This window comes from Streptomyces sp. NPDC046215 (assembly GCF_040646215.1).
In the GTDB taxonomy this organism is placed as follows: Bacteria; Actinomycetota; Actinomycetes; order Streptomycetales; family Streptomycetaceae; genus Streptomyces; species Streptomyces stramineus.
This window is the reverse complement of record NZ_JBEYZW010000012.1, coordinates 35,238-49,678: the sequence shown is the minus strand read 5'-3', so window position 1 is coordinate 49,678 and position 14,441 is coordinate 35,238. Positions and strand designations below refer to the sequence as shown.

At 73.2% G+C, this 14,441-nt stretch carries 13 protein-coding genes; 11 read left to right on the top strand and 2 right to left on the bottom strand.

Annotation, left to right across the window (positions count from 1 at the left end; translation table 11 throughout):
• Positions 1 to 2: 2 nt before the first annotated feature.
• Positions 3 to 1,574 (top strand): acyl-CoA carboxylase subunit beta, encoded by a 1,572-nt coding sequence (locus ABZ951_RS07975; RefSeq protein ID WP_344089581.1) that lies wholly within the window; start codon positions 3 to 5, stop codon positions 1,572 to 1,574.
• Between the two features lie 29 nt (positions 1,575 to 1,603).
• On the opposite strand, the gene ABZ951_RS07970 is transcribed toward ABZ951_RS07975, so the two are convergent.
• Positions 1,604 to 2,455: a hypothetical protein gene (locus ABZ951_RS07970; protein WP_344089564.1), complete on the bottom strand. Its 852-nt coding sequence runs from the start codon at positions 2,453 to 2,455 to the stop codon at positions 1,604 to 1,606.
• A 199-nt stretch (positions 2,456 to 2,654) separates the two neighbouring features.
• Here ABZ951_RS07970 and ABZ951_RS07965 point away from each other — a divergent pair, with 199 nt between their 5' ends.
• The 4 genes from ABZ951_RS07965 to ABZ951_RS07950 all read left to right on the top strand — a co-directional run bounded on the left by ABZ951_RS07965 (position 2,655) and on the right by ABZ951_RS07950 (position 5,459).
• Positions 2,655 to 3,062, top strand: a complete 408-nt coding sequence (locus tag ABZ951_RS07965; protein WP_344089565.1) for a cell division protein SepF — start codon at positions 2,655 to 2,657, stop codon at positions 3,060 to 3,062.
• 24 nt (positions 3,063 to 3,086) lie between these two features.
• Entirely contained in the window at positions 3,087 to 4,316 is a 1,230-nt protein-coding gene (locus ABZ951_RS07960) for an ATP-binding protein (protein WP_344089566.1), read from the top strand.
• A gap of 191 nt (positions 4,317 to 4,507) precedes the next feature.
• Positions 4,508 to 4,882: a nucleotide pyrophosphohydrolase gene (locus tag ABZ951_RS07955; protein ID WP_344089582.1), complete on the top strand. Its 375-nt coding sequence runs from the start codon at positions 4,508 to 4,510 to the stop codon at positions 4,880 to 4,882.
• A gap of 118 nt (positions 4,883 to 5,000) precedes the next feature.
• Positions 5,001 to 5,459 carry a DUF6099 family protein gene (locus ABZ951_RS07950; protein ID WP_344089567.1) on the top strand — a complete coding sequence of 153 codons (459 nt, stop codon included), beginning with the start codon at positions 5,001 to 5,003 and terminating at the stop codon, positions 5,457 to 5,459.
• A 56-nt stretch (positions 5,460 to 5,515) separates the two neighbouring features.
• On the opposite strand, the gene ABZ951_RS07945 is transcribed toward ABZ951_RS07950, so the two are convergent.
• Entirely contained in the window at positions 5,516 to 5,719 is a 204-nt protein-coding gene (locus ABZ951_RS07945; RefSeq protein WP_344089568.1) for a hypothetical protein, read from the bottom strand.
• A gap of 247 nt (positions 5,720 to 5,966) precedes the next feature.
• Here ABZ951_RS07945 and ABZ951_RS07940 point away from each other — a divergent pair, with 247 nt between their 5' ends.
• From ABZ951_RS07940 to ABZ951_RS07915, 6 genes are all read left to right on the top strand, one after another.
• On the top strand, positions 5,967 to 6,890 hold the full coding sequence (locus ABZ951_RS07940) for an LLM class F420-dependent oxidoreductase (RefSeq protein ID WP_344089569.1): 924 nt from the start codon (positions 5,967 to 5,969) through the stop codon (positions 6,888 to 6,890).
• Between the two features lie 31 nt (positions 6,891 to 6,921).
• Positions 6,922 to 7,833: a homocysteine S-methyltransferase gene (mmuM, locus tag ABZ951_RS07935; RefSeq protein WP_344089570.1), complete on the top strand. Its 912-nt coding sequence runs from the start codon at positions 6,922 to 6,924 to the stop codon at positions 7,831 to 7,833.
• A 242-nt stretch (positions 7,834 to 8,075) separates the two neighbouring features.
• A complete protein-coding gene (locus tag ABZ951_RS07930) occupies positions 8,076 to 9,566 on the top strand; it encodes a hypothetical protein (RefSeq protein ID WP_344089571.1) in 1,491 nt (496 codons plus the stop codon).
• A 4-nt stretch (positions 9,567 to 9,570) separates the two neighbouring features.
• Entirely contained in the window at positions 9,571 to 10,299 is a 729-nt protein-coding gene (locus ABZ951_RS07925; RefSeq protein ID WP_344089572.1) for an NUDIX hydrolase, read from the top strand.
• Between the two features lie 34 nt (positions 10,300 to 10,333).
• Positions 10,334 to 11,821, top strand: coding sequence for a 3' terminal RNA ribose 2'-O-methyltransferase Hen1 (locus tag ABZ951_RS07920; RefSeq protein WP_344089573.1), 1,488 nt, complete (start codon positions 10,334 to 10,336; stop codon positions 11,819 to 11,821).
• Positions 11,818 to 14,439: a polynucleotide kinase-phosphatase gene (locus ABZ951_RS07915; protein ID WP_344089574.1), complete on the top strand. Its 2,622-nt coding sequence runs from the start codon at positions 11,818 to 11,820 to the stop codon at positions 14,437 to 14,439. Before ABZ951_RS07920 ends, ABZ951_RS07915 begins: the two co-directional genes overlap by 4 nt.
• The last annotated feature ends 2 nt before the right edge of the window (positions 14,440 to 14,441 follow it).

Genomic DNA, 14,441 nt, shown 5'->3' with positions numbered 1-14,441 from the left:
CGATGGACCACCACCGCCCCGCCGCGGCCCCCGCCGACGGAGCGGCCCGGCTCGCCCGCCTTCGCGAGGAGGCCCGGCGCGGCCCCGACCCGGCGGCGACCGAACGCCAGCACGCCAAGGGCAAGCTGACCGCGCGCGAACGCATCGCCCTGCTGCTCGACACCGACTCCTTCCAGGAGATCGAGCCACTGCGCCGGCACCGGGCGACCGGCTTCGGCCTGGAGCACCGCAAGCCCTACACCGACGGCGTCGTCACGGGCTGGGGCACGGTGTACGGGCGGACCGTGTTCGTCTACGCCCACGACTTCCGGATCTTCGGAGGCGCGCTCGGCGAGGCCCACGCCCAGAAGATCCACAAGGTGATGGACCTGGCCGAACAGGCCGGGGCGCCCCTGGTGTCCCTCAACGACGGCGCCGGGGCCCGCATCCAGGAAGGCGTCACGGCGCTGGCCGGCTACGGCGGCATCTTCCAGCGCAACACCCGCGCCTCGGGGGTGATCCCGCAGATCAGCGTGATGCTCGGCCCGTGCGCGGGCGGCGCGGCCTACAGCCCGGCGCTCACCGACTTCGTCTTCATGGTGCGCGAGACGTCGCAGATGTTCATCACCGGCCCGGACGTCGTCAAGGCCGTCACCGGCGAGGAGATCTCCCAGAACGGCCTCGGCGGCGCGGACGTGCACGCGGGGACGTCCGGCGTGGCCCACTTCGTGTACGACGACGAGGAGTCGTGCCTGGAGGAGGTCCGCTACCTCCTCTCCCTCCTCCCGGCCAACAACCGGGAACTGCCGCCGGTGGCACCCGCCTCGGACCCCGCCGACCGGCGCACCGACGTCCTCGCCGATCTGGTGCCCGCCGACCCCAACCGCCCCTACGACATCCGCCGGGTGATCGAGGAGGTCGCCGACGACGGTGAGCTCTTCGAGATCCACGCCGCCTGGGCGCCCAACGTGGTGTGCGCCCTGGTGCGGCTGGACGGGCACGTGACCGGCGTCGTCGCCAACCAGCCCATCTCCCTGGCGGGCGTCCTGGACATCCACGCGAGTGAGAAGGCCGCCCGTTTCGTCCAGTTCTGCGATGCGTTCAGCATCCCGATCGTCACCCTGATCGACGTCCCCGGCTTCCTGCCCGGGGTGGACCAGGAACACGGCGGGATCATCCGCCACGGCGCGAAGCTGCTGTACGCGTACTGCAACGCCACCGTGCCGCGCATCTCCGTCGTCCTGCGCAAGGCGTACGGCGGCGCGTACATCGTCATGGACTCGCAGTCCGTGGGCGCCGACCTGACGTACGCGTGGCCCGGCAACGAGATCGCGGTGATGGGGGCCGAGGGCGCGGCCAACGTCATCTTCCGCAAGCAGATCGCGGAGTCGGACGACCCGGAGGCGACGCGGGAGCGGATGGTCAAGGAGTACAAGGCCGAGCTGATGCACCCGTACTACGCCGCCGAGCGTGGCCTCGTCGACGACGTCATCGACCCCGGGGAGACCCGGGCCGTCCTCATCCGGTCGCTGGCCATGCTCCGCGCCAAGCACGCGGCCCTGCCGGCCCGCAAGCACGGCAACCCGCCGGTGTAGCGGCCGCCCCGGCCCGGTCCCCGCGAGGGTCAGGCGGCGGACCGGGCGGCGGGGGAGTCGGCCAGCAGCCCCCGCAGGGACGCGGTGAGGCTCGCGGCGAAGGCGTCGCGGGCCTGTGGCGTCAGCAGGTCCAGGGACAGGTACGGGTTGAGGTCCTCCAGCTCGACGAGGAGGAGCTCGCCCCCGGGGGCCCGGCAGGCGTCCACGCGCTGGACGCCGCGGTCGATGTCGTTCCAGTCGACGAAGCGCTGGGCGAACGCCAGGTCCGCGGCGGTGGGCTCGTACGGCTCCAGGACCCACCGCTGATCGGGCCGGGGCGCGTACAGCGCGTACTGGAAGGTCCGGTCGACGAAGACGAACGACACCTCGTACCGGAAGTCGACGCGCGGCTGCACCAGGACCCCGTCGTAGGCCACCTCCGCCAGCTTGTCGCGTGGCACGAACTGCAGGCCGATGGAGTCCGCGCCGAGCTTGGGCTTCACCACGTACTCGGCCGCCTCGGGCAGCCGCCCGGCGTCCTGCGCGCGGTCGACGGTCGGGATGACCGGGTACCCCGCGGCGCTCAGGTCCACGAGGTACTGCTTGCCGGCCATGTCGGCCTTGCCCGACAGCTGGTTGTGGACCCGCACGCCCCGCGCGAGCGCCGCCTCGCGGAAGGCCGCGTACCGCTCGGCGTAGTGGAGCACGGGCCCGCTGTTGCGGACCAGGACCAGGTCGAAGCCGTCCATCAGCGCGGCCGCGTCCAGCGGGTGGCACAGCGCGGTGTCGAAGTCCTCGCGCAGCCGGGAGGACAGGAAGATGTCCTCGTCGCAGTACCGGCGACCCCGGGCCTGGTAGGACAGGTCGGTGACGTACAGAAGGCGGGGCTGGGCGGACGGCATGACGCTCCTGGTGGTTCGGTTGACCGCCAAACTACCTGCTCGTGCCACCTGTCTCGTACAGCGGCCGGACAAGGGGTGAAAGGGCTGTGAAGGACGCCCGCCGCGCCACGGGAAGCGTGTCATTGGGCCTGGCGGGTGACGTTTGTCCCTAGGATTGTGGGATGTACATAGCCACTACGTTCCCCGGAGGGGTGATCCGGTGAACCGGTCCGAGGCCACCGACGAGCAATGGGAGGGCCTGGCCCAGGTCGTCCCCCTGCGCGGCCACCACGCATGGCCGTCCTGGCCCAACCACCGGGCCCTGCCCGAGGAGGAGCCCGAGCCGAACCGGCGTCAGCTCGTCGTCCTCCGCGTCCAGATCTTCGCCGACGCCCGTGAGGTCGCCGAGCACCTGATCGCCCGTGTTCCGGTGCTGCTCGACCTCACCAGCGCCGACACCGACGTCGCCAAGCGCATCCTCGACTTCTCCAGCGGTGTCGTCTTCGGCCTGGGCAGCGGCATGCACCGGGTCGACACCAACGTCTTCCTGCTGGCCCCCGAGGGCACCGAGGTGGCGTCGGGATACCCCGATCGTAGGAAGAGTGATCAGCTGAAACGGTTTGGCTGAGGGGGCCACGCATACGGTCCGGGCATGGACACACGCTGTGCCCGACCGGCCGCCGCCGCCCTCCCCCAGCGCCCCGTGGTGACCGAACTCCGGCTCTCCGCCTTCAAGTCGCACCGCAACGCCGTCTTCCCCCTCGGCCCGCTGACCCTCTTCCGGGGATCGAGCGGCAGCGGGAAGTCCAGTGCCCTGCAGGCGTACGAGGCCCTCGCCCGGCTGGCGGGCGGCAGCACGCTCGACGAAGCCCTCGCCCCGGTCGCGGGCGGCCCCGCCGCATGCGTGCCGCACCGGGCCAGACCGGACGCCCAGGGGCGGCGCGGCTTCCGGATCGGCTGCACCGTCGAGGGCCCGGCGGGGCGGGTCGAGCTCGACGTGGCCGTGCAGGCCGAACCCGAGCTCCGCGTCGTCGGCGAACGGCTCACCGGCTCCGGGCGGACGCTGCTGTCCACGGCCTTACGCGACCCCGGCCTGCGGACGGTCGAGGCGGCCTGGCACACCGCCGGAGCCGTGCCGGTCACCCGCGCGCCCCTGCCGGACGACCTGCTGGGCACCGCGCTGCTGCCCCTGCGGGTCGCGGGCAAGACCGCCGGTCAGCGCCTGGTCCTCGGCGCGGCCGAACAGGCCGTGGTCGCCCTGCGCTCCGTCTTCGCCTGTGACCCGAGGCCGGAGCTGATGCGCGCGCCCGCCGCCGCGCGCGACGGGCTGCTGCGCAGTGCCTGCGACAACCTGGCCGCGGTGCTCGGCCGCACCCGGCACGAGTGCGCCACCCGCCACGCGGCGCTGGTGGCGGCCGTGGGCGCGGGCTGCCGCGGCCCGGTGACCGAGCTGTCGGCCCAGGGGCTGGACGGCGGTTTCGTCCGCGCCGTCCTGACAGGGGGCGCGGGGGCGGTGACACCGCTGGACCGGCTCGGCGACGGGGAACTGCGCTACCTCGCCCTGTGCCTGGTGCTGATGACGGGCCCCGGCGTGCTGGACATGGACCCGGCCGCCGAGGTGCTGCCCGCGCGGCAGACGCTCACGGTCCTGGTGGACGGCCTGGACCGGTGCCTGGACCCGCGCCAGTCCCGCGAACTGCTCACGCTGGCGGCGCGGATGTGTGAGCGGGGGCATGTGCGGCTGGTGGGGACGGTGAGCGGCGGCATGGCGGCCGACGGAGCGGCGGGGCCGGTGGAGCCGGAGGGGTCGGAGGGGCCGGCGAGGGTCGCGGGGCCGGGCTCGGAAGGCGTCCGGGCGTCGATGGTAGACCTGGGGACGTGACCGAAGAACACACGGACTGCTCAGACCGCACGGACCGCCCAGACCGCTCAGATCGCACAGGCAGCGCAGCGCGCACGGGCCGCACAGGGAGCGCGGCACGCACGGAGCCCCTGGAGCCTCTTGAGCCCCTGGAGTCCACGCCGCCTGAGGAGCACGCGGAGCGCGTCGCGGCCGACGGTGAGCTCAAGGCGCTGCAGCGCCGGCTGGCCGCGTTCGCCGCGGCTCGCGACTGGCAGCCCTTCCACACCCCCAAGAACCTGGCCGTGGCGCTCAGCGTCGAGGCGTCGGAACTGGTCGAGATCTTCCAGTGGCTGACACCGGAGCAATCCGAACGGGTGATGGACCACGAGGAGACGGCGGGGCGGGTGGAGGACGAGGTCGCCGATGTCCTGGCGTACCTGCTGCAGTTCTGCGAGGTGCTCGGGGTCGACGCGGCGTCGGCGCTCGCCGCGAAGATCGACCGGAACGAGCGGCGGTTCCCGGTGCCGCCGGGGCCGGTCCCGCCTCGGGGAGCAGAAGCGGAGCGGGGCATCTCGGATTCGACGGATCGTCACTCTATGGAGTGATTGAGTTATCCACAGCGCATCTGGTATCCACAGATTTCTGAATTCCCCTGGCTTTTCCGGCGGTTAGTCATCACTCTGGGTAGTGAGAGCGGTGCAGTCGGGAAGTGGGGGACCGGGCATGGACGCAATGCGGCTGATCGGAGCCACCCGGGCGGCCCTGGCGCAGGCCAGTGCCGCCGCGGACATCGTCGTCGAGGCGTGGCAGGCGCAGGCGCTCGCGGGAGCGATCGGCAGCCACTTGGCGGTCCACGGGCCCTACGAGGCCCGGGCCGCCGCGTGCAATCTGGGCGAGGCGGGCTCCCGTGCCTCCGGCGCGCTGCGCCAGACGCTGCGCGCCGGGGCGATACGGGCCGCGCAGCTCACCGAAGTCCGGGATCCCTGGAGTGCGCTGGCCGGTCTCTGCGGGCTGCTCGGAGAGGTGGGCATAGCCCTGGTGGGCGTCGCCTGCTCCTCCGAGGAGGACGCCTCGTACTGGCAGTGCATCGAGGCGATCGACGCCGCCGACGAGATGACTGACCGGGTGCGGTGGTTACAAAGACGCCTGGCGCTGCGCGAGCGGGAAGGCGGTGCCGCATGAGGTACGGCCGGGCCGGGCGGGAAGGTCGCGCGGGAGGCGCGGGATACGGCCGGCCGTCAGCCGGTGCCGCCTCCGCCGCCGGGCGCGGGGCGTCCGCCGGGCGACTGCAGATCGGCGTCGAGCTGCGACAGATCGGCGTTCAGCGCTGCCATCAGCTCCTCCATCTGCTGCAACAGGCCCTTGGGTGCGCCCTGCTCCTGGGGAGCGGCAGGGGAGAGCACTGCTTCTCCGGGTTCTTCGGGCGCGGCTTCCTGGGTCATCGCGGCCTCCTCGGCCCTGGCCCTCCCGGTGCGGGCGGGCGGCGTTGCGGTCGACGCCTCCGGCAGCGGACACCGGTGCGCGGGCCGGGCGGTCCGGCTCCGCCCGAGCCAACGATCACCAGCCTCGGCGGACACTGGCCCGCCCCCTCCCGCCCGGGGCGGACCGGAGAATTTCACCCGACCGGGGTGGGCGGGGCGGAGGAGGGCACGGGCGGTTGACGCCGGTGCGGCAAGGCAGGATGGAGGCATGGATCTGCGTATCTTCACCGAGCCCCAGCAGGGGGCGAGCTATGACACCTTGCTCACCGTCGCCAAGGCCACCGAGGACCTCGGCTTCGACGCCTTCTTCCGGTCCGACCACTACCTGGCCATGGGCTCCGCGGACGGTCTGCCCGGCCCGACCGACGCCTGGATCACCCTGGCGGGCCTCGCCCGGGAGACCCGGCGCATCCGCCTCGGCACCCTGATGACCGCCGGCACCTTCCGGCTGCCCGGCGTCCTCGCCATCCAGGTGGCCCAGGTCGACCAGATGTCCGGTGGCCGCGTCGAGCTGGGCCTGGGCGCCGGCTGGTTCGAGGAGGAGCACAAGGCGTACGGCATCCCCTTCCCCAAGGAGAAGTTCGGACGACTGGAGGAGCAGCTCGAAATCATCACGGGGCTGTGGGCGACGGAGGTCGGCAAGACCTTCGACTTCAACGGCACCCACTACCAGCTCACCGACTCCCCGGGGCTGCCCAAGCCCGCCCAGGCGAAGGTGCCGGTGCTGATCGGCGGGCACGGCGCGAGCCGCACGCCCAGGCTCGCCGCGCGGTTCGCCGACGAGTTCAACATCCCCTTCGCCTCCGTCGAGGACAGCCGGCGGCAGTTCGGCCGGGTCCGGGCGGCCGCCGAGGTCATCGGCCGCAAGAGCGATGAGCTGGTGTACTCCAACGCCCTGGTCGCCTGCGTCGGCAAGGACGACGCCGAGGTCGCGCGGCGGGCCGCCGTCATCGGCCGGGAGGTCGCCGAGCTCAAGGCCAACGGCCTGGCGGGCTCGCCGGCCGAGGTGGTCGACAAGATCGGGCAGTACGCGGAGACCGGCTCGTCCCGGATCTACTTCCAGATCCTGGACCTCGACGACCTCGATCACCTGGAGCTGATTTCCTCGGAGGTCCGGTCCCAGCTCGGCTGAGGACACCAGGGCCACCCCGGAGGAGCACCCCGTGACGTCCGCCCCCACCACGCCCCTCGCCGCCGCGCTGGCGCGCGGACCGCTCGTCCTGGACGGCGGTCTGTCCAACCAACTGGCGGCGCAGGGCTGCGATCTGTCCGACGCCCTGTGGTCGGCCCGGCTGCTCGCCGACGACCCGGGGCAGATCGAGGCGGCACACACCGCCTATGTGCGGGCGGGCGCCCGGGTGCTGATCACCTCCAGCTATCAGGCCACGTTCGAGGGGTTCGCCCGGCGCGGCATCGGGCGCGAGGAAGCCGCCGGGCTGCTGCGGCGCAGCGTGGACGTGGCCCGGCGGGCCGCCGGGGCGGGCGCGGAGGAGGTCTGGGTGGCCGCCTCCGTGGGGCCGTACGGGGCGATGCTCGCCGACGGCAGCGAGTACCGCGGCCGGTACGGCCTGAGCGTGGCGGAGCTGGAGCGGTTCCACCGGCCGCGCGTCGAGGCGCTGGTGGCGGCCGGGCCGGATGTGCTGGCCCTGGAGACGGTGCCCGACATCGACGAGGCGGAGGCGCTGCTGAAGGCGGTGGAGGGCTGCGGGGTGCCCGTCTGGCTGAGCTACAGCGTCGAGGGGGAACGCACCCGGGCGGGGCAGCCCCTGCGGGAGGCGTTCGCGCTCGCCGCCGGGCGGGAACAGGTGATCGCCGTGGGGGTGAACTGCTGCGATCCGCGCGACGCCGGCCGGGCCGTGGAGCTCGCCTCGGAGGCCACCGGCAAGCCGGTCGTGGTCTACCCGAACAGCGGAGAGGAGTGGGACGCCGAAGCGCGGAGCTGGCGGGGGCTGCCTACCTTCGACGCCACCCGCGTCGCGGCCTGGCGGTCCGCGGGTGCCCGTCTCATCGGCGGCTGCTGCCGTGTGGGCCCGGACAGCGTCACCGCACTGGCCCGGACCCTCCGGTCCCTCTGACCAGACGCGCCACCGCACTCACCGGCGTCACACCCCTTTCAGCTCAGCTCGCACAACGCCCCTGCATTTCCGGGTGGTTGGCGCAACCGCGACCCCGGGCCAGAAGTTCACCGCTAGCGTGGAAAGGGACGTGAGCAGTGCGCCCGACGGGGATTCCGGGCGCTTCTCGTGGCAGCTGAGCCGCGCTCGGCCGGGCTGTCGGCACGATCGGGGGAAACATGACGTGTGACGCGGGAGACGCGGTGACCAGGGTGCAGCCCCTGGAGCTGGAGCCGGGGGCGGTGATCGCCCAGTCCCTGGACAACCAGTGGGTCAACGCGGAGCTGACCCGGAACATGGTCAGGAAGGGTAAATCGCTCCGTGAGGTCGAAGGGGTGCGCGGCAAGGAGGTGCGCGCGGAGTACTTCCGCAGCCTCATCAACACCCGCCAGGTCGTGGCCAACCGCGTGTTCTTCTACAACAACCGCGCGGTGAGCCGCGATCTCCTGGAGGGCGGCCCGGCCCGCCGCGCCCACCAGAAGCTGCTCGCGGCCGGGGCGCTGGTGCCCTACCTCCTCAACGAACGGGAGCCGACGGACCACCCGCAGGGCGTGGACGTCGACGAGGAGGGGTTCGCCGCCTGGCAGGACACCGTGGAGCAGATGCCGGCCGGGGACCGCATCCGCTGCCTGCGGATGTCCTGGGACGACGAGGAGAACCGCGACACCACCCGCAGCGCCCTGTTCAACCCCTTCGCCGCCCGGGTGCAGGGGCTCACCGCCAAGGACATCCCCCTGCTCGCCGCCCAGGTGGGGGTCAGCAGCCGGAACATCCCGCGGTTCGCCGAAAGGATCGGCGACGTCGTGCAGTTCAGCAATGAGCGGCGCATTCGCGGTCAGCTCGTCACCCGCGGCGTGCTGTACGAGGAATTCGTCTCCGTGCCCGGCGTGCCGGTTTCCGACGGGCGGTACGACAGGAGAAAGCCGTTCGCCGGAGAGATCAAGCAATTGCTCGATCTCATCTACAACGTCAACCTCGCCGACGCCCTCGGAATGTACCCGCTGACCCCCTCCGGCAGCCTCCGGCGGATCGCGCTCCAGGAGTGGCGGGACGTGCGGACGACCCCGAGCGGCACGGTCACCGACCCGGACGAGCTGCTGCGCTTCCTGCGGCGGCAGGCGTTCTCCACCGTTCAGGACCGGCTCGCCCTCACCCCCTCCACCGTCGACACCCTGGCCCTGGAGGACATCTGGAGCCTGCGGCAGAGCAGCGCGTGGGAGAGCTACATGCGGGCCTTCGACGCGCTGACCGCCGACCCGAGCACCTTCCACGACAGCGTGGAGCAGGTCTTCCGCCGCTACGTCGGTCTGAACTCCGAGATCGTCCGCCTCGCGGAGGCCCGTGCCGACCAGCACGCGCGGGCCAGCAGGTGGTCACCGGTCATCGAGGTGCTCGTCACCGTCGGCGGGGCCACCTTCACGGCGGTCACCGGCGACGAGGCGTGGAGCGTCGCCGGAACCCTGGGAGCCGCGACCGCCACCTACGGCGGGTCCGTGCAGCTGGTCCTGCGCAACCGGGTGGAGGGCCGCCGGGAGCAGAAGTTCGCCCGGGAGATGGCCGCGATCCGGTTCGACAGCGCCCGCGAGTGGGAACGGTTCCACAGCATGGTGCGCAAGCTGCCCGGATACCGGGAGGACGGCGGTTCGACGGCCGCCACCAGCTCCGCCACCATCCAGGAGATCCCGGAGTACTGACGCAGTGCGAGACGAAGCCGCGGCCCTGTACGACCGACTGCGCACCGCCCGCCCCGAGCTGTTCGCCAACACCCCGGGCGGCATCGACATCCTCCTCGACCCGGACAGCGTCCGGCAGGCGCGGCGCGGCACCACGGAGGACGCGGACGACCGGGTCGGCGTCGTGTACGCCGACCGGTTCGTCACCCTCCTCCGCGACGCGGTCCGCTTCCCCGGCGGCGCGCTGGGGCTGTACGTACGCATGATGTCCACCGCGGCGAGCCCGGGGGCGGTGATCCTCCCCCTCCTGGAGGACGACAGCGTCGTCCTCGTCGAGCACTACCGGCACGCCACCCGGGCCTGGCACTGGGAGGCCCCCCGGGGCATGGGCGCGGCCGGGGCCACGGGAGCTGAGAGCGCCGCCCGCGAGCTGGCGGAAGAGCTCGGCACCGAGGCCACCGAACTGCTGCCGCTGGGCAGCCTGCACCCCGACACCGGGCTGATCGGCGACCACGTCGAGCTGTACGCGGCCCGCATCCGCCGTACCGGTGCCCTGGACACCGCCGAGGGCATCCGGCGGACGCTCACCGTGCACTGGGCGGCGGCCGAGGAGATGGTCGCGTCTGGGATCATCACCTGCGCGTTCACCGTCGCCGTCCTCACCCGTGCCCGGCTGGCCGGACTGTTCGGCGGCGGCCGCGAAAAGCGCGACAGCCGCCCGGAAAAGGATTCCGGCCGAACGGAAAAGCATTAGGGCATACCGATCCGTCCCGCCGATAATCGGTCGCGTGTTCCTGACGATCAGCACGACCGGCACCCCTGACGCCCCCGCGACCGACCTCGGCTTCCTGCTGCACAAACACCCGGAGAAGGCCCAGCGGTTCTCGACCTCCCACGGCACCGCGCACGTCCTCTACCCCGAGGCGACCGCGGACCGCTGCACGGCGGCCCTGCTGCTGGAGGTCGATCCGGTGGCGCTGGTGCGGCGGGCCAAGGGCAAGGGCCGCGGCGGCGCGCCCGACTCCGCCCTGGCGCAGTACGTCAACGACCGCCCCTACGCGGCGTCCTCGCTGCTCGCCGTCGCGCTCGGCAGCGTCTTCTCCAGCGCGGTCAAGGGACAGTGCGCCGCCCGGCCCGAGCTCACCGGCCGGCCGAGGCCGCTGCGCATCGAGGTGCCCGTCCTGCCCGCCCGCGGCGGCGCGGCGCTGGTGGCGCGGCTCTTCGAGCCGCTGGGCTGGTCCGTGACCGCCGAACCCGTACCGCTGGACGAGACGTTCCCGCAGTGGGGCGACTCCCGGTACGTCCGCCTGGTGCTGGAGGGCGAGACGACCCTCGCCGAGGCCCTGCGCCACCTCTACGTCCTCCTCCCGGTGCTCGACGACTCCAAGCACTACTGGGTGGCCCCCGACGAAGTGGAGAAGCTGCTCCGGTCCGGCGAGGGCTGGCTGGAGAACCACCCCGAGCAGCGGCTCATCACCCGCCGCTACCTCGCGCACCGCCCGTCCCTGACCCGAGACGCGCTCGCCCGGCTCGCCGAGGCGGACGACACCGAACCCGAGGCGCTCGACAACGCGGTGGACGAGGAGAGCGACACCCCGGACAAGCCGGTCCCGCTGGCCGTCCGGCGGCGTGCGGCCGTCCTCGCCGCGCTCCGCGCCTCCGGTGCCGCCCGCGTCCTCGACCTGGGCTGCGGGCAGGGCCAGTTGGTGGGAGAGCTGCTCAAGGACCCCCGGTTCACCGAGGTCGTCGGCGTCGACGTCTCGGTGCGCGCGCTGCGGGAGGCCGCCCGGCGGCTGGGCCTGGAGCGGATGACCGAGCGGCAGGCCGCCCGGGTGAAGCTGCTCCAGGGCTCGCTCGCCTACACCGACGCCCGGCTGGCCGGCTACGACGCGGCCGTCCTCAGCGAGGTCGTCGAGCACCTCGACCCGCCGCGGCTGCCCGCCCTGGAGTACGCGGTCTTCGGCGCGGCGCGGCCCGCCACCGTCATCGTCACCACCCCGAACGCCGAGTACAACGTCCGCTGGGAGACCCTCCCGGCCGGGCACGTGCGCCACGCCGACCACCGCTTCGAGTGGAACCGCGAAGAGTTCCGCGCATGGGCCGCCGAAATCGCCGAACGGCACCGCTACGCCGTGGAGTTCACCCCCGTGGGGCCCGACGACCCCGAGGTGGGCCCGCCCACCCAGATGGCCACGTTCCACCGGCACGACCTCACCACGAAGCACGACCCCACCACGCAGCACGGCCCCACCACGAAGGAGGCGAACGCGGCATGACCACCGACGCCACCGGCACCACCGGCACCGCCCGCACCCTCGCCGTCCCCGACCTGTCCCTCGTGGTGCTCATCGGCGCCACCGGGTCCGGCAAGTCCACCTTCGCCGCCCGGCACTTCAAGCCCACCGAGGTCCTCTCCTCGGACTTCTGCCGCGGTCTGGTCAGCGACGACGAGAACGACCAGAGCGCCAGCCGCGACGCCTTCGACGTGCTGCACCACATCGCGGGCAAACGGCTCGCGGCCGGGCGGCTCACCGTCGTCGACGCCACCAGCGTCCAGCCCGAGAGCCGCAAGCAGCTCGTCGCCCTGGCTCGGGAGCACGACGTGCTGCCCGTCGCCGTCGTCCTCGACATCCCCGAAAGCGTCTGCGCCGAGCGCAACGCCGCCCGCCCCGACCGGGCCGCCCTGCCCCGCCACGTCATCCAGCGCCACCAGCGCGAGCTGCGCCGCTCCCTGCGCCACCTGGAGCGCGAGGGCTTCCGCAAGGTGCACGTCCTGCGCGGCGTCGCGGAGGCCGAGTCGGCCGAGGTCGTCCTGGAGCGCCGCTTCAACGACCTGCGGCACGTCACCGGCCCCTTCGACATCGTCGGCGACATCCACGGCTGCCGCTCCGAGCTGGAGACCCTGCTGACGAAGCTGGGCTACGCGCTGGTCCACGACGAGACCGGCCGGCCGGTGGACGCCGCGCACCCCGAGGGGCGCACGGCCGTCTTCGTCGGCGACCTCGTCGACCGCGGGCCCGACAGCCCCGGCGTGCTGCGCCTGGTCATGGGCATGGTGGCCGCCGGGCACGCGCTGTGCGTCCCGGGCAACCACGAGAACAAGCTCGGCCGCTATCTCAAGGGCGCCGACGTCAAGCTCGTCCACGGGCTCGCGGAGACCGTCGAGCAGCTGGAGCGGGAGGACGCCCGGGACCCGGCCTTCCGCGACCGGGTGCGCGACTTCATCCGGTCGCTGGTCAGCCACTACGTGCTCGACGGCGGCGACCTCGTCGTCTGCCACGCCGGCCTGCCCGAGAAGTACCACGGCCGCACCTCCGGCCGGGTGCGCAGCCACGCCCTGTACGGCGACACGACGGGGGAGACCGACGAGTTCGGCCTGCCCGTGCGCTACCCGTGGGCCGAGGACTACCGCGGCCGCGCCGCCGTCGTCTACGGACACACCCCCACCCCCAAGGCCGGCTGGCTCAACAACACCATCTGCCTCGACACCGGCGCCGTCTTCGGCGGCCGGATGACGGCCCTGCGCTGGCCCGAGCGCGAGCTCGTGGACGTCCCGGCCGAACGCGTCTGGTACGCGCCGGTGAAGCCGCTGACGAGCGAGGCCCCCGGGGGAGCGGACGGCCGCCCCCTCGACCTCGCCGACGTCACCGGCCGCCGGGCCGTCGAGACCCGGCACCTGGGCCGCGTCGCGGTGAAGGAGGAGAACGCCGCGGCCGCGCTGGAGGTCATGAGCCGCTTCGCCGTCGACCCCCGGCTGCTGCCCTACCTCCCGCCGACCATGGCCCCCTGCGCCACCTCGCAGGAGGATGGCTACCTGGAGCACCCGGCGGAGGCGTTCGCCTCCTACCGCGCCGACGGAGTGCGCCGGGTGGTGTGCGAGGAGAAGCACATGGGCTCGCGCGCGGTGGTCCTGGTCTGCCGGGACGCGGACGTGGCACGGGAGCGGTTCGGCGCGGCCGGCGGGGTGACCGGTGCCCTGTACACGCGCACCGGGCGGCCGTTCTTCGACGACCCGGCCCTGACCGAAGGCGTCCTGGGCCGGCTGGCCCGGGTGGTGGGCGGCGCCGGGCTGTGGGAGGAGCTGGACACCGACTGGCTGCTGCTGGACGCCGAGCTGATGCCCTGGTCGCTGAAGGCCACGGGCCTGCTGCGCCACCAGTACGCCGCCGTGGGCGCCGCCTCCCGCACGGTCCTCCCCGCCGCCCTCGCCGCCCTGGAGTCCGCCGCCGCGCGCGGCGTGGACGTCGCCGGGCTGCTCGCCGGGCAGCGCGCCCGGGCCGGGGACGCGCAGGCGTTCACGGAGGCGTACCGCCGCTACTGCTGGCCGGTGGACGGGCTCGACGGCGTCCGCCTCGCGCCCTTCCAGATCCTGGCCGCCCGGGGGCGCACCCTCGTCACCCTGCCGCACGATGAACACCTGGCCCTCGTCGACCGGCTCATCGCGCACGAGGAGGAGAGCGCCGGGGCGGCGGGCGAGCCCCGGATCCTCGCCTCCACCCGCCGGCTCGTCGTCGACACCGGCGACGAGGCGTCCGTCGCCGAGGGCACCCGGTGGTGGCTGGACCTCACCGCCGCCGGCGGCGAGGGCATGGTCGTCAAGCCGCTCCAGGGGCTGACCGCGCGCCCCGACGGCCGACTCGTGCAGCCGGGCGTCAAGTGCCGCGGCCGGGAGTACCTGCGGATCGTCTACGGGCCGGAGTACACCCGTCCGGACAACCTCGCCCGGCTGCGCGTACGCCACCTCGGCCACAAGCGCTCCCTGGCCCTGCGCGAGTACGCCCTCGGCCTGGAGGCGCTGGAGAGGCTGGCGGCCGGCGAGCCGCTCTGGCGGGTCCACGAGGCGGTCTTCGCGGTCCTCGCCCTGGAGTCCGAGCCGGTGGACCCCCGGCTGTAGGG

What these genes read in the sequence shown, in the direction of transcription:
- ABZ951_RS07975 (WP_344089581.1), top strand. Translation starts at nt 3, where the DNA reads ATGGACCACCACCGCCCCGCCGCGGCCCCCGCCGACGGAGCGGCCCGG.
- ABZ951_RS07970 (WP_344089564.1), bottom strand. Translation starts at nt 2,455, where the DNA reads ATGCCGTCCGCCCAGCCCCGCCTTCTGTACGTCACCGACCTGTCCTAC.
- ABZ951_RS07960 (WP_344089566.1), top strand. Translation starts at nt 3,087, where the DNA reads ATGGACACACGCTGTGCCCGACCGGCCGCCGCCGCCCTCCCCCAGCGC.
- ABZ951_RS07950 (WP_344089567.1), top strand. Translation starts at nt 5,001, where the DNA reads ATGGACGCAATGCGGCTGATCGGAGCCACCCGGGCGGCCCTGGCGCAG.
- ABZ951_RS07945 (WP_344089568.1), bottom strand. Translation starts at nt 5,719, where the DNA reads ATGACCCAGGAAGCCGCGCCCGAAGAACCCGGAGAAGCAGTGCTCTCC.
- ABZ951_RS07940 (WP_344089569.1), top strand. Translation starts at nt 5,967, where the DNA reads ATGGATCTGCGTATCTTCACCGAGCCCCAGCAGGGGGCGAGCTATGAC.
- ABZ951_RS07915 (WP_344089574.1), top strand. Translation starts at nt 11,818, where the DNA reads ATGACCACCGACGCCACCGGCACCACCGGCACCGCCCGCACCCTCGCC.